The 12,959-nt window shown below is 70.6% G+C and carries 13 protein-coding genes; 5 read left to right on the forward strand and 8 right to left on the reverse strand.

Annotation, left to right across the window (positions count from 1 at the left end; genetic code table 11):
* Positions 1 to 16: 16 nt before the first annotated feature.
* Complete coding sequence (locus CKO31_RS18600; protein WP_200240414.1) at positions 17 to 667, reverse strand: DUF2490 domain-containing protein; 651 nt, start codon at positions 665 to 667, stop codon at positions 17 to 19.
* Between the two features lie 189 nt (positions 668 to 856).
* Between CKO31_RS18600 and CKO31_RS18605 the strand changes: the two genes are divergently transcribed.
* On the forward strand, positions 857 to 1,240 hold the full coding sequence (locus CKO31_RS18605; protein WP_200240416.1) for a DUF2256 and DUF3253 domain-containing protein: 384 nt from the start codon (positions 857 to 859) through the stop codon (positions 1,238 to 1,240).
* A 55-nt stretch (positions 1,241 to 1,295) separates the two neighbouring features.
* On the opposite strand, the gene CKO31_RS18610 is transcribed toward CKO31_RS18605, so the two are convergent.
* Positions 1,296 to 2,570, reverse strand: a complete 1,275-nt coding sequence (locus CKO31_RS18610; RefSeq protein WP_200240418.1) for a glycosyltransferase — start codon at positions 2,568 to 2,570, stop codon at positions 1,296 to 1,298.
* Complete coding sequence (locus CKO31_RS18615) at positions 2,552 to 4,249, reverse strand: MGH1-like glycoside hydrolase domain-containing protein (protein ID WP_200240419.1); 1,698 nt, start codon at positions 4,247 to 4,249, stop codon at positions 2,552 to 2,554. Before CKO31_RS18615 ends, CKO31_RS18610 begins: the two co-directional genes overlap by 19 nt.
* Positions 4,250 to 4,333: 84 nt before the next feature.
* On the opposite strand from CKO31_RS18615, the gene CKO31_RS18620 reads away from it, so the two are divergent.
* From CKO31_RS18620 to CKO31_RS18630, 3 genes are all read left to right on the forward strand, one after another.
* Positions 4,334 to 5,110: a TVP38/TMEM64 family protein gene (locus CKO31_RS18620; RefSeq protein WP_200240421.1), complete on the forward strand. Its 777-nt coding sequence runs from the start codon at positions 4,334 to 4,336 to the stop codon at positions 5,108 to 5,110.
* A gap of 378 nt (positions 5,111 to 5,488) precedes the next feature.
* The gene (locus CKO31_RS18625; protein WP_200240423.1) at positions 5,489 to 6,520 is read left to right on the forward strand and encodes a sodium:calcium antiporter; all 1,032 of its coding nucleotides are present in this window, start codon (positions 5,489 to 5,491) and stop codon (positions 6,518 to 6,520) included.
* A gap of 297 nt (positions 6,521 to 6,817) precedes the next feature.
* Positions 6,818 to 7,621, forward strand: coding sequence for a PRC-barrel domain-containing protein (locus CKO31_RS18630; protein ID WP_200240425.1), 804 nt, complete (start codon positions 6,818 to 6,820; stop codon positions 7,619 to 7,621).
* Positions 7,622 to 7,700: 79 nt separating this feature from the next.
* On the opposite strand, the gene CKO31_RS18635 is transcribed toward CKO31_RS18630, so the two are convergent.
* A complete protein-coding gene (locus tag CKO31_RS18635; protein WP_200240427.1) occupies positions 7,701 to 8,069 on the reverse strand; it encodes a SpoIIAA family protein in 369 nt (122 codons plus the stop codon).
* A 252-nt stretch (positions 8,070 to 8,321) separates the two neighbouring features.
* Between CKO31_RS18635 and CKO31_RS18640 the strand changes: the two genes are divergently transcribed.
* Positions 8,322 to 8,708, forward strand: coding sequence for a hypothetical protein (locus tag CKO31_RS18640; RefSeq protein ID WP_200240428.1), 387 nt, complete (start codon positions 8,322 to 8,324; stop codon positions 8,706 to 8,708).
* A gap of 97 nt (positions 8,709 to 8,805) precedes the next feature.
* On the opposite strand, the gene CKO31_RS18645 is transcribed toward CKO31_RS18640, so the two are convergent.
* From CKO31_RS18645 to otsB, 4 genes are all read right to left on the reverse strand, one after another.
* Positions 8,806 to 9,474: a phosphoribosyltransferase gene (locus CKO31_RS18645; protein ID WP_438874023.1), complete on the reverse strand. Its 669-nt coding sequence runs from the start codon at positions 9,472 to 9,474 to the stop codon at positions 8,806 to 8,808.
* A 46-nt stretch (positions 9,475 to 9,520) separates the two neighbouring features.
* Positions 9,521 to 10,183: a dienelactone hydrolase family protein gene (locus tag CKO31_RS18650; RefSeq protein ID WP_242475502.1), complete on the reverse strand. Its 663-nt coding sequence runs from the start codon at positions 10,181 to 10,183 to the stop codon at positions 9,521 to 9,523.
* A gap of 571 nt (positions 10,184 to 10,754) precedes the next feature.
* Positions 10,755 to 11,198 carry a YbhB/YbcL family Raf kinase inhibitor-like protein gene (locus CKO31_RS18655; protein WP_200240429.1) on the reverse strand — a complete coding sequence of 148 codons (444 nt, stop codon included), beginning with the start codon at positions 11,196 to 11,198 and terminating at the stop codon, positions 10,755 to 10,757.
* 66 nt (positions 11,199 to 11,264) lie between these two features.
* Complete coding sequence (gene otsB, locus CKO31_RS18660) at positions 11,265 to 12,824, reverse strand: trehalose-phosphatase (RefSeq protein WP_200240430.1); 1,560 nt, start codon at positions 12,822 to 12,824, stop codon at positions 11,265 to 11,267.
* Positions 12,825 to 12,959: the final 135 nt, after the last annotated feature.

The following is a 12,959-nucleotide window of genomic DNA, read 5'->3' on the forward strand; positions in this document are numbered from 1 at the left end:
CCCAGCCCCCAGCCCCCTAGAAAAAGACATTGACGCCGGTGACCAGCACGTTGCGGTTGGCCCAGTCGTCGCCGGCGCGGAAGCGGTTCCAGCGGTAGCCCAGCTTGAGCTTGACGCCGTCCATGGGCCGCCAGGCGAGGCCGGCGCCGAGCCAGTTGGCCTCGAAGCGCCCGGCGTTGGTGCCGTAGAAGACCTCTTCTTCCAGGTAGGGCTTGAGCTTGAGCGGCGTCAGCGCCCAGGGGGCCTCGATGGTGATCTCGTTGCGCAGGCGCACGTCGTCGTCGCGCCAGTCAAACCAGCGCAGCTCCACCCGCAGGCGCTTGGTGACGCGGAAGCCGTTGAAGCGCTCGGCGAAGTAGCCCTCCAGCATGAGTCGGTCCTCGGGCTGCCAGTCGTCGGTGAAGCGGAACCAGGCGCGGCGGTAGCCCAAGCGCAGACTGAAGCTCGGGCGCAGCTGGTAGCCGAGGGATGCCCCGGTGTAGGCGAGGAAGGTGTCGCCGAAGTTGTTGCGGGACGCGCTGTTGGAGCGCGAGAGCAGGAACCAATCCCCCGCCAGCGGTGCCTTCAGCAGCAGGTTGTAGCTGCCGCCGGCGTCCTGCTGCGCCGCCACCTGTGTCGATGCCACGGCGAGGATGACGAGCAGCAGCAGACGGCGCAGGCGGATCATGGCGTCACTCGTGGCAGCGATCGGCGTTCTTGGGTCAGGCCGTGGTGGGCCGAGGTGGTGATGCGAGCACGGCCGCGTCGCGGGGCGAGCGCTGTCGTCGTGGAAGGTGGCTGGCTCGAACCGAAAGACCTTGCCTCGACAGCGGCGCCCCGCATTTACAAGCCAGCCCCAACAAAGGTCGAAGTCACCATGCGCGTCGAACGCATCTGCACCGTGTGCGGCCGCAGCATCTCCTGGCGGCGCAAATGGGCGCGGGACTGGGAGAGCGTCAAATACTGCTCCGACGCCTGTCGCAAACGCGGTGTCTCCCAGCGCGATCGCCACATCGAAGAGGTTATCCTGGGTTTGCTGGATACGCGCGCGGCCGATGCGAGCATCTGCCCCAGCGAGGCGGCCCGCAAGCTCGCCGACGGCGACGACTGGCGACAACAGATGGAGCCCGTGCGCATGGCCGCAAGGCGCTTGCAACGCGCCGGGCGCATCGACATCACCCAGCAGGGGCGTCCGGTGGACCCCGACACCGCCAAGGGGCCGATTCGGCTTCGACTCCGGCCTGTGGGCGTGCAACTCTAGCCGCTGGCTGCCACGGCAGCGCGCGCCGCGTCAGCGAGCTTGGGTCTTGGCAGACTCAATGCGTTGTCGCTGCGCTTCGCCCCGCAAAGGTCCCTGCATAGATGTCCAGCAGCAGCTCGAACGTGCGCTCCCAGCCGTAGCCGGCGCTCACCACGTGCTCGCGGGCCGCGGCGCCCATGGCCTTGCGCTCGGCGGCGACGGCGCGGATGTTGGCGGCGAAGGCCTCGGCATCGCCCACGGGCCCGAGGCGCCCGGTGCCCGACACCACGCGCTCGCGCAGGGCGCCGGCGTCCACCCCCACCACCGGCAAGCCGGCCGCCTGCGCCTCCACCACGGCGAGGCCGAAGGTCTCGTGGGGGCCGGCGGTGACATAGATATCGGCGGAGGCCAGCGCGGTGGCGTGCCGGGCGCGGTCCGCTTCATAGCCCGGCAAGTGCAGGCGCGGTATCTGCTCGGCGCGGCGCGCGAGCTGGTCGTGCAGCGGGCCGTCGCCCAGCATCATGAGGTGGCAGCGGCTGGGCGGGCTGCCGGGCGGTCGTTTGGGGCTTGCGCAGTCGTCCGCGAGCACCAGTCGGGTGAAGGCGTCCGCCAGCAGCATGACGTCCTTCTCGTTGTCGAGGCGCCCGCAGTACATCAGCAGCAGATCGTGGTCGGTGATGCCGTGGCCACGGCGCCACTCCAGGCTGCGCCGAGCCGGCGAGAACATATCCAGGTCCACACCCAGCGGCACGATGCGGGTGCCCTCGACGCCGTATTCGCGGATGCGCGCCGCCTGCGCCTCGGTGGCGGCGAAGGTCAGGTCGCAGCGGCGGAAGATCTGCCCGAAGGTGGCCTCGGCGCCGCTCTCGATGGCGTCGCTCAGCCTGTGGCCCCAGCCGCTGAGGGTGTCGCTGATCTCCTCGACGCCTTCGCCCAGGAAGTGCCGCAGCGGCGCGCCGACATAGGCCTCGGCGACATCGGTGTGGAAATAGGCGGACACCAGGCAGGGGCGAGCCACCTCGTGGCACTCCTCGCGGTAGCGGAAGGCGGCCCAGGGCGAGACGAAGAAGCTGCCCAGCTCCACGATGTCCGGCGCGCTGCGCTCCAGGGCGTGGCGGATCTTCGCCGGCTGCCAGAAGAAGCGGTAGGGTCGACAGCCCGGGATCACCGGGCTCTGGAGCTCGATCTTCGTGAGCGGCCCGTCGCGGCTCACCCGGTCGCGCTCGCCGGGCACGATGAGCACGTGCTCGTGGTCGGTGGCCTCCGCGATGTAGCGGCGCTTGTGGTCGATGTAGGTGCGGATGCCGCCGCTGGTTTCGGTGTAGGCCAGGGTCAGGTCGCAGAAGCGCATGGCGTGTTGCCTTCGGTAGCGCCGTGGAGGACGGCGTGGAGATCGATGGTTGCGCCATAGCCGGCGCTGAAGTCCGCACTCCGGCCGGCTTGGCTGACGCTGCCGGTGACGCCCTCGGCCGCGCTGGTCAGGCGGAGCAGCAGGTCCTGCTGCGGCAGCCGCAGCGCCAGCCCGAGCCCTTGCGCGGCCTGCGGCAGGCGCGGGCAAAGGCGCAGGCGCTCGCCGCGCAGATCCAGCCCCAGCAGCACCTCTAATAGCAGATTGTTGGCCAGACCGGTCCAGCCAACGAAGTCGGTCTGCGGGCCGGTGCCCAGCGTGAGCGCCTTCCAGCGGTTGCCGCGCTTGCGGTGCAGATGGCGGGTGTGGTGCTGGTCCGGGTCGTAGAACTCGTAGATGCGCCGCTCGGCGGCGAACACCCGGTAGACGCCCACACACAGGCGCCAGGCCAGCTCGGCGGCCTCGCGCTGGTAGCCGTAGCGCCGCAGCCCCAGAATGACCCCGTAGGCGGTGTTCAGCCAGACCGGGCCGCGCCACATGTCGCGCTCGAACTGCGGCTCGTCGCGCGCCACCGAGGGCAGCGGCATGGCGGTGCCAAAACTCTCGGCGGCCATGATGCGCGCCACTAGCCGCTCGGCCCGCGCCGCGTCCGGCACCCCGGCCCAGAGCGGCAGCAGGGACGCGATGGTCGCCACGCGCACCGGGCTACCGGCGCCGTCGCGGTCGTAGTAGAGGCCGTCGCGCTCGTCCCACAGCAGGCTGTCGATGCGCCGGCGGAGTGCCTCGGCTTCAGCGGCGCGGCGGGCGGCATCCGTCTCCCGGCCGATGCGGGCCGCCAGCGCCGCCAGGGCGTCCAGCTGCAGCACGACATAGCTGCTGAAGTCGACGGCGGCGATGGCAGCGGTGCGTCGCAGTGCGCTCTCGTCCGTATTGCTGAAGCGCGGGGCGTTCTCGACGCCGGACTCGTAGGGGTGCGCCCAGGCGTAGAGGCCGCTGTCGAGCCGGCGGTGGCGGCTCAGCCAGTCCTGATAGGCGTCCAATGCGTCGAAGTCGCGCTCGGCGAGCGCCTGCGCCTTGGGCGCTGCGAGCTGCTCGGCGAGTCGCGCCAGGGACCAGGCGATGAGCGGCGGCTGGGTGTAAGGGGACTCGTGGAACTCCGTCACCACGTGCTGCAGGCGGTCGCCGTCGCGGAGCTCCACCACGGCATTGAGCACGTCCGCCGCCGCCGTCGGGTCCCACCAGCGCCAGACTTGGGCGATGAAGGCGGAATCCCACAGATAGACGCCGCGGAAGGCCGGGCCTGGGATGGCATGGCGGGTCGACGACAGCAAGTCTGCCCGCTGCAGGTTGGCGAAGAGCAGGGCATAGATTTCGGCGAAGCCCGCGGTGACGGCGCCGGCGTCCGGATGATGGGAGGCCTCCAGGTGCGGCGGTGCCAGGGCGATGCCCTTGGCGCGCAGCATGGCCGCCGGCAGCTCAATGGGCAGGGCGCCGGCGCGCCCGGCAGCGATGCGCGACCATATCAACAGATGCCAGAGGTAGCTCAGGCCCCGGTGCCAGCGGCCCATGACCTGTGGTCGGCGAATGCGCGTTGCGGCATGGCGCAGCCGCCCGAGCGCCCGCCGCAGCCGCGGCAGCGGCCGCTCGGCTGGCTGGGGCGGCGGGTCAGAGCGCTGCATCATGCGGCCTCTTGGCGCGGGTGTTTTCGGCCTCGACGCACCGCGGGCGGCTTGGCTCTCGGCTGTACGGTCCCACCTCCCCAACCCATGGAGTGCAACTCGCTCGCAGTACAACCCGCAGGCCAGCAGTCGCTGGCGCCACCGCCAGGACGGGCCGTCGGGCAGGCGCAGCCCCGCGGTGAGCGTTCCCACTCCAGCCGGCTCTGGGTCTGCGCGGGCTGGCGTGCTGCGCTGCCGGCGGCGCTGTGGGCCTGCTCCACACTGCCGGCGCTGGCCGTTGCGGACGCGGCTGCTGCGGCAGCGGCGCCGGGTCTGTCCTTGGCGGAGCTCCCGGACTGGCTGCGGAGCATCCCGCCCTGGGCCTTCGTGCTTGGCTTCGTGGTGCTGCCGGCATTGGGGTTCCCGATCTCGTTGTTCTACCTGACCGTCGGCGCCGTGTTCACGGACCCGGCCCTTGCCCTGGCGGTGGCACTGGCCTGCATGACTGCGAACATGGCCATCTCGTTCGCCGTCGCGCGGCTGCTCTCCGGGCCCATCCACGGCTTGCTGCACCGGCGCGGCTACCCGCTGCCGCAGCTGACCGCCAGCACCGAGTGGCGGACCATCGTCCTGCTGCGGGCCTCGCCGCTGCCCTGGCTGATGCAGAGCTGGCTGCTGGCGCTGGGCGGCGCCCGCTTCCTGCCCTACATGCTCGTCGGCGCGCCGGTCCAGTCGCTGGTGGGTGCCGGTATGGTGCTGGTGGGCGAGTCTCTGTTCCAGGGTAATGCCGTCTGGCTGATGATGGGCGTCACGGCTTTTCTGCTCGGGCAAGCTGCGCTGACCGCCGTGAGGCGCCGCCTGCGCAGGCGCGGCAGCGCCTACTGAAGTCTGGCGAGCGCCGAGTCTCGGGGTTGTCCGAGCGGCGCGCCCCGGCGCTCGCGCGGCGAGCGCCCCCTCGCACGCAAGCGGCCTTGGTCTTGCCGGGTCTGGCGCGACCGTCGCAATGTCAGGCTGACGCAGCCGTCGACGGCCGTTCTATCCCGCACTGTTAACAGCAAGCAGCGTACCGCAGGCAGGCGCACGGCGGGCGGTTGTGCGGGCTTGGCAAGTGGGGCATCTGCCCCGCCCCACTGGTGTAAATGCCCCGGCGGCAGCGGCGATGATCCCGGCGGCGGCCTGAGCGCGGTCGGCGCGAGCCCCGGGCACATGGTCTGCGTAGCCGACTCGTCTGAAGATCGATCTTGATCCCCAGAGAGCCATCGCATGCAACCGGAGCAACTCTCACTGCCGCTGACGCTGGCCCTCTTCATCGGCGGTGCGCTGGTCATCGCCGTGGTTGGCTCGCGCCTGACGCGGCTGGCGGATCGGCTCGCTGACCTCACCGGTCTGGGCGAAGCCGTGTTCGGCGCGGCGCTGCTGGGGGCCATGACCTCATTGCCCGGCGCGGTGGCCTCCATCACCACCGCCGCCGCGGGCCGGGCCGATCTCGCGGTGGGCAACGCCGTCGGCGGCATCGCCGCGCAGACCGCCTTTCTGGTGCTGGCGGACCTGGCGTACCGGAAAGTGAACCTAGAGCATGCGGCGGCGTCGGTGACCAACATGATCAACGGCGCCCTGTTGGTGGCGCTGCTGTCGCTGGCCCTGCTGGCGGCGACCGGGCCGGAGTTGGCCATCTGGGGGGTGCATCCGGCGTCCGTGATGGTGCTCGCGGTCTACGTATTCGGGCTCAGGCTCGCGTCGCGCACGCGCGACGCCCCCGGGTGGCGGCCGGTGAAAACGCGCGAAACACGCGAAGACCGTCCAGAGGAGGCCGACACCGGCGGCATCTCGCGCTGGCGCACCTGGGTCGGCTTCGTCATCAGCGCGGCCGTGGTGGGCGGCGCCGGCTGGGTGGTTGGGATCTCCGGCATCGCCCTGGTGCGCCACACCGGGCTGTCGGAGACGCTGGTGGGCACTCTGTTCACCGCGGTGGCGACCTCGCTGCCGGAGCTGGTGACGGCGCTCGCCGCCGTGCGCCAAGGCGCGCTCACCCTGGCCGTGGGCGGGATTATCGGCGGCAACACCTTCGACGTGCTCTTTCTGGTGTTCTCCGATGTGGCCTATCGCGAGGGCTCCATCTATCACGCCATCGGCGAGCAGCCGCTGTTCGTCATCGCACTGACCATCCTGCTCACGGCCTTCCTACTCATGGGTTTGATCCGCCGCGAGCGCAAAGGACTGGCGAACATCGGCTTCGAGAGCGTCTCGGTGCTGGTGCTCTATCTGTTGGGATTGTGGGCGCTGGTGACCTGGTGAGGGCTGGCCCCCGCGCCTTGGGCCTGCACCGACGAAGCCGTGAGCGTGGCTTCGGTATTGGCGCCCCGGAGAGCATGAAGGGGCTCAGCAGGTTAGGCGAGCTTGTGCCGACACCCGCCGCGCCTGCACAGCACTGATCGCCAGCCGTCCAGGCGCTGGCGCGGTTCCTGCACACCATATTCAGGGGCCATCGACCAGGCCGGCACCCCAGGCCCAGCACGCCAGGCCAGCACGCCAGGCCCAGCACCCCAGGGCGGCACCCAGGCCCAGCACCCAATCAATGAACCGGAGGTGATCATGCTGAGAAGTCTCGCCGAGCCCGAGGGCTATCGGCTGCACGCCACAGACGACGAGATCGGGCGCTGCCGCGATTTCCTCATCGACGACCAACAGTGGGCGGTGCGTTACATGGTCGCGGACACCCGCACCTGGCTGCCGGGCCGAAAGGTCCTGGTGTCGCCGGCGCAGCTCGGCACGCCGGATTGGGCAGCCCAGCGCTTGCCCGTGGCCATGACGCGCGAGCAGCTAGAGCAGAGTCCGCCCCTGGACGAGGACGCGCCGGTCTCGCGTCGCTACGAGCAGGCGTTCAACACCGCGCACGGGCTGCCCGCCTATTGGCTCGGCAGCGGGCTCTGGGGCGACTATCCGGCGCCCTCCACCATGATGGCGCCGCAGGAGATGTACATCGAGCCGGCCCCTACCGTGCCCGAAGAGCCGGATACCGCCGAGCCGGTGGACCCCGCCGTCGACGACCGGGTGCATCTGCGCTCCCTGCGCGAGATCACGGGCTATGATGTGCGTGCCGGGGGCGACGGCGAAGCTGCGAAAGTCGGCCGACTCAAGGACGTGATCGTGGACGACGAGCGTTGGGCGGTGCGCTATCTGGTGGTGGACACCTCGCGCCTGCCGTTCTCCAAGCAGGTGCTGCTGCCCGTGGAGCTGGTGACGGACGTCGACTGGGCGAGCCGCAGTGTGCGCACCGAGGCCACGGAGGCACAGGTGGAGGAGGCGCCCGCATTCGACCCCGCCGAGCCCGTGAATGCACGTATGGAAGCGGTCCTCTACGACTACTACGGGCGCGCCCACGCCCGGGTCGGGTAGGCGTGGGCGCTTAGGTGGCGCGGGACCGGGGAGGGTCCGCGCGCCATGCGCGCGGTCACGCCGATACGCCCGCGGGCGCTCAGACGGCCTGCTCCAGCCAGGTCCGTGCCGCGGACTCTTCAGCGCGCTTGAAGGACTTGAGCTCCGCTTTGAACATTGGGCTCATCATGCTGACGTAGGCGCTGATCCAGCCCTGGTCTGCCACCACGGCGACATGGGTGATGTCGCTCAGGTGCTCGAAGCTGAACTTGATGTCTTCCCAGAGTCGGTTCCAGGGCACCGGCGGCATGTCCAGGGATTCGACAATTTGCAGCAGGCGGATGCGCCCGTGCTGCTCGATAGCGCCGTTGAGGGCGGCGAGGGCGTCGTCGAACTCCTGTGCGGTCACGGAGCCGGCGATCTCCAGCTCGACGATATTGCTGTCCGGTTGCGGGCGGACGCTGATCATGGCGTGTCCTCCGTTGGCTTGGCTTGCGGGTTGCGAGACGGGCGGCGGCGATGTTGATGAGGCGCAGCCCGCCGCACCCCTTCCAGTCTAGCCCTTGCAGGCTGCGTGCCGGTTGCTGCGTCGGGGCAGGCGCGCGGGCTTCGACCTCGGCCGCCGGGCTTGCTGCTGCAACGCGCCAGCACGGCCCTGAAGGTGCCCCTTATACTGCCCGGGTTCACCGCAATGCCGCATGAGTGACCGGGAGGGCGACGAGTGGAATTCTTTGCGACGGCCGCGGCCGAGGCTACCGAGACGGCGCTGCAGAGACAACTGACCATCGGCAGCCTCGCGGAGCATTGCGCGTCCATCGACGCCGTGCTGAGGGCCGAGGGTGAGAACGGGGAGATCTGGTCCCTGTGGGGGCAGTTTCAGGTGCACCGCGAGCCGATCCGTGGCGGCGTGCGCTTCACGCTGCCGCGCTGCCCCAATGCCTTGGCCTGGACGATCACCGCCGGGACCGACACACCGGCGCCCGTGGTGGTGCACTGCACCATCAATCGCACCGAGCATGATCCGGATTTCATCGAGTCCATCGAGCTGTTCGTCGACGATTGGCGCACGGGACTGGAGCGCCTCGCTGCGGCAGCCGCCGCCGTCTGATCCGCCGGCGCGGCACCGGCTCCGCATGCGCCCGGGGCGGCGCCGCTTGCTGTGGTGTTGGCCCCGCCGGCACTGTCATGGCCCCTGCGGTACAAGCTCAGCCGGCGCCGACGCGCGCCCGCGCGTCGGCGAGCAGGGTGCGCACCTCGTCGTCGCTGGTCTGCGGGAAGGCCGCATACCAGCGCCCGACACCGAAGAAGGGCTCGGGTGTGGCCAGGCAGACCAGGTCGTCCACCGTCGGCTCCAGCAGATCCAGCGCATCGCTGCTGGCGACGGGCACCGCCACCACTAGCGTCGAGGGCTCCTGGGCGCGCGCCGCGGACACCGCTGCGCGCATGGTGGCACCGGTGGCGAGACCGTCGTCGATGAGGATGACGCAGCTGGCCCGTATGCGCGGCGCTGGTCGCTCGCCGCGGTAGAGGCGGGCGCGGCGCGCCAGCTCCCGGCCCTCGGTTTCCGCGACGCGGTCGATGGCCCCCTCGCTGAGGCCGAGCCCGTTGACGATATCCGGATTCAGCACCTGGACGCCGCCGGTGGCGATGGCGCCCATGGCGAGCTCCGGCTGGCCGGGCACGCCGAGCTTGCGCACCAGCATCAGGTCCAGCGGTGCGTCCAGGTCCGCGGCCACCTCGGCTGCCACCGGCACGCCGCCGCGGGGTAGGGCCAGCACCAGCAGATCGTCGCGGCCCCGGTAACCGTGCACGGCCTGGGCCAGCAGACGTCCGGCCTCGGTGCGGTCGTTGAAGGGGAGTTGCACTGCGCTCACGTCGCTTGCTCCGTTGCTGTGGGTGGGGTGGAGTCGCTAGGCGGCCTCAGGCAGCAGACCCGAGGTGCGCGCGGAAGAAGTCCCGCGCCAGCGCAGACACCGCCTCCAGCTTGCCGGGCTCCTCGAATAGGTGACTGGCGCCGGGAATGACCTCGATTTGCGCCGGGCTGGGCATGCGCGCGGCGGCCTCGCGGTTCAGCTCCAGCACCGTTTCGTCCAGGCCGCCGACGATGAGCAGCGTCGGCTGGCGGACATCGTCGAGGACGTCCACCGCCAGGTCCGGCCGGCCGCCGCGGGAGACCACGGCGCGCACCTGCTGCGGGCGCAGGGCCGCGGCCCCGAGCGCCGCCGCCGAGCCGGTGCTGGCGCCGAATGCGCCGATGGCGAGATGCTCGGTGCGTGCGTCTGCCGCCGCCCAGTCGACGGCGTGCACCAGTCGGCGCGTCAGCAGCGGAATATCGAAGCGATGCTCGGCGGTGCGCTGGTCGCGCGCATGCTCGTCGGGGGTGAGCAGGTCGAGCAGAAGGGTGCCGATACCGCCGCGGTTCAGGGCCTGCGCCACGGCCCGGTTGCGGCGGCTGAAACGGCTGCTGCCACTGCCGTGGGCGAACAGCACCAGGCCGCTGGCGGCATCCGGCAGGTCCAGGAAGCCCGGCAGGTCGCCGGCCTCGGTGGGGACCATGATTTCGTCGGTGCGGTGCAGGGGCATCATCCTAGAAACGGCAGTTGACCGCTTTGTCGCAGCTACAAGTGTTTGCGCAATTTGAGAATTCGTACCGACTTCAAGGTCACCTCCCGGGTGCGGGCCGCTACGACCCCCATGGCACGCCCCGCGCGGCGCCCAGCTGCGTTACAACTCGTTGGAATAGGTCGGCTATTCCGCCTCGTTGTGCCTTGCTGGACGCCCCGCGGGACGCACCCTGGGGGCCGTTCAACTACCGTTTCTAGGATCATGACCATCGAACTCTCCGGTTTGCTTGCGTGTCACCAAGCAGCATCCGTACCGGCCGCCTTCGCCGCGCTCGCAGGCGGCGGGCCGTCGTCAGCCCCGGCGCAGCGGGTGCAAATGCCGGTGCGAGCGGTGCTTATCCCTAAGTGTGGTCCCGGGCGCAGCGCGCTGCAGTGCGTCCGCCGGCTCGCTGCTGCCGCTCAGAGGGTCCAGGCCAGCCCCCACCCCCCCGCCGAGGCCTCGGCAGATCGGACCGCAGCAGATTGCGGTGACAGTAACCATAACCGACAGCGCTAGCGAGCGTTTAGGCGAGGCTCCGCGAAATGGGCTGTCAGCGCTCGTAGAGGCCGACCATGCGCGCCTGCTCGATGATGTTGCCGGCGTAATCCCGCAGGAAGCTGTCGCGGTCCGGCATGCCCTGCGCCTCGGCGTCCAGGGCGTACACCCAGAAGAAGTAATGATGCGGCCCGTGGCCCTCGGGTGGATGCGGGCCGCCCCAGCCGGTCTCGCCGTAGTCGTTCGGGCCGGGGCGAAAGCTGGCCTCGCCGTTCTGCGGGATCTGCGTGGTGCCGGCGGGAATGCCGTACAGGGTCCAATGCGTGAAGCCGTTGGGCATGGGTGCGTCCGGGTCGTGGCAGATCACCGTGAGCTCCACGGTGCCCTGGGGTACCCCGCTGATTAGCAGCTCGGGCTGGTCGTTGGCGCCGGCTTTGGCATAGCGCTCGGGGATGGCGGTGCCGGTGGCGAAGGCCGGAGAGGAGAGGGATAGCGCCATGGTGCATGCCTCCTGTTGGCTGGTGTGGCTTGCGATTGGGCGGGGGCGGCCGCCGGACACGCGGCTTCAGCGCGCGTCGGCTTCGGCTGCGGTCAGGCTTGCGAGTAGCTCGCGGACCGCGTCCGGGTCGGCGAGCCTCCACGCCGCGGCGCTGGGTTGATCCTGGGCCGCCACCAGGATGCCGATGCCGCCTTGCTTGGCGAGGGCGCGGAAGGCGTCCTCGTCGGTGTCGTCATCGCCGACGTAGATGGGGAGCACGTCCGGGCCCTCGAGGCCGAGCTTCTCGAGCAGCCAGGTGACGGCGCGGCCCTTGTCCCAGTCGATGTCCGGGCGCAGCTCGAAGATCTTCTTGCCGCCGGTGCGGCGCAGATTCGGCGCGCGGTCGGCGGCCGCGGTAACGGCGTCCTCTACCCGCGCCACCTGATCGTCGGCGACGCGGCGGTAGTGCACGGCCACGGCGAAGCGCTTGCGCTCCACCTGGGCGCCGTCGATGTCCGCGAGGCGCGCTTCCAGGGTATCGGCGGCTCGGGTGAGGTCGTCTAGGGCATCGACGCCCTCCGGCTGCTCCAGCGCGATATCCGGCCCGCGGATGTCGAAGCCGTGGCTGCCGGCGTAGATGATCTCCCGCAGGTCTACCAGGGCCTGGACGTCGTCGAGGTCGCGGCCGCTGATGATGGCCACGGGCATGACCTCGGCGGCCGCCCGCAGCGCCGCGCGCATGGCAGGCGCCAGCAGGGCGTCCTCCGGGCGCTCGACGATGGGGGTCAGGGTGCCGTCGTAGTCCAGGAACAGGGCCGGACGCCGCTCGGCGAGACGGCGCAGCAGCGGACCCGACTCCGCCAGCAGTGGTGGCGGGTCCGTGGCCTCGGCGGTGACCTTGACGCCGCAGAGGTCCCCCACTACCAAATCGGCGCCGGCCTCGCGTAGGCTATCCCGCGCGCCGCCGCGGTCTACGCCCACCACCAGACCGAAGGCGCCGCGCCGGGCCGCGCGCACACCGGCGACGGCATCCTCCAGCACCGCAGTGCGGGCAGGCTCGCAGTGCAGCCTGGCGGCCGCCTCCAGGAAGGTGTCCGCATCCGGCTTGCCGGCGAGCTCCAGGCGCTCCGCCTCGACGCCGTCCACGCGAGCATCGAACAGGTCCGCGAGGCCGGCTTCCTCGAGGATGAGATCGCAGTTCTTGCTGGCGGTGACCACGGCGGTACGAAAGCCAGTCTCCCGCAGCCGATGCAGCAGATCCACAGCGCAGTCATAGCGCGCCACGCCCTGCTCGCTGAGCGTCGAGCGGAAACGCTGGTTCTTGCGATTGCCGAGACCCCACAGGGTCTCTTCCTCGGGCGGGTCGCTCGGCTCGCCCAGGGGCAGGTCGATGCCGCGGGCAGCGAGGAAGTGCTTGACGCCCTTGACCCGCGGCTTGCCGTCGACATAGCGACGGTAGTCACGCTGGTCGTCGAAGGGGCTGTGATCCTCGCCCTCGTGCGGGGCGCGCTCGCGCAGGTAGGCATCGAACAGATCCTTCCAGGCCGCGGCATGCACCTGCGCCGTGCGGGTCACGACGCCGTCGAGGTCGAACAGCACCGCGTCGAGTCGGGTGCGGGAGAGTGTGGCGGGCGCTGGCTCGGACATGGCGGTGTCTCGGCTGATCTGATGGGAAGCGGCCGGGCTGCGGGCGCCGCCCTGCGCAGCGCCTCGGGCGAGCCCTGCGCGCTGCGGCAGCCGCCGCGGCGGGGCGGCGTCGTGGGCTTCATGCTCCGGCAGCAA

This window comes from Thiohalocapsa halophila, from assembly GCF_016583825.1.
Classification (GTDB): domain Bacteria; phylum Pseudomonadota; class Gammaproteobacteria; order Chromatiales; family Chromatiaceae; genus Thiohalocapsa; species Thiohalocapsa halophila.

Bases quoted from the DNA above. Each gene is read 5' to 3' on its own strand.
- CKO31_RS18600 (WP_200240414.1), bottom strand. From the start codon at position 667: ATGATCCGCCTGCGCCGTCTGCTGCTGCTCGTCATCCTCGCCGTGGCA.
- CKO31_RS18605 (WP_200240416.1), top strand. From the start codon at position 857: ATGCGCGTCGAACGCATCTGCACCGTGTGCGGCCGCAGCATCTCCTGG.
- CKO31_RS18610 (WP_200240418.1), bottom strand. From the start codon at position 2,570: ATGCGCTTCTGCGACCTGACCCTGGCCTACACCGAAACCAGCGGCGGC.
- CKO31_RS18615 (WP_200240419.1), bottom strand. From the start codon at position 4,249: ATGATGCAGCGCTCTGACCCGCCGCCCCAGCCAGCCGAGCGGCCGCTG.
- CKO31_RS18620 (WP_200240421.1), top strand. From the start codon at position 4,334: ATGGAGTGCAACTCGCTCGCAGTACAACCCGCAGGCCAGCAGTCGCTG.
- CKO31_RS18625 (WP_200240423.1), top strand. From the start codon at position 5,489: ATGCAACCGGAGCAACTCTCACTGCCGCTGACGCTGGCCCTCTTCATC.
- CKO31_RS18630 (WP_200240425.1), top strand. From the start codon at position 6,818: ATGCTGAGAAGTCTCGCCGAGCCCGAGGGCTATCGGCTGCACGCCACA.
- CKO31_RS18635 (WP_200240427.1), bottom strand. From the start codon at position 8,069: ATGATCAGCGTCCGCCCGCAACCGGACAGCAATATCGTCGAGCTGGAG.
- CKO31_RS18650 (WP_242475502.1), bottom strand. From the start codon at position 10,183: ATGCCCCTGCACCGCACCGACGAAATCATGGTCCCCACCGAGGCCGGC.
- CKO31_RS18655 (WP_200240429.1), bottom strand. From the start codon at position 11,198: ATGGCGCTATCCCTCTCCTCTCCGGCCTTCGCCACCGGCACCGCCATC.
- otsB (WP_200240430.1), bottom strand. From the start codon at position 12,824: ATGTCCGAGCCAGCGCCCGCCACACTCTCCCGCACCCGACTCGACGCG.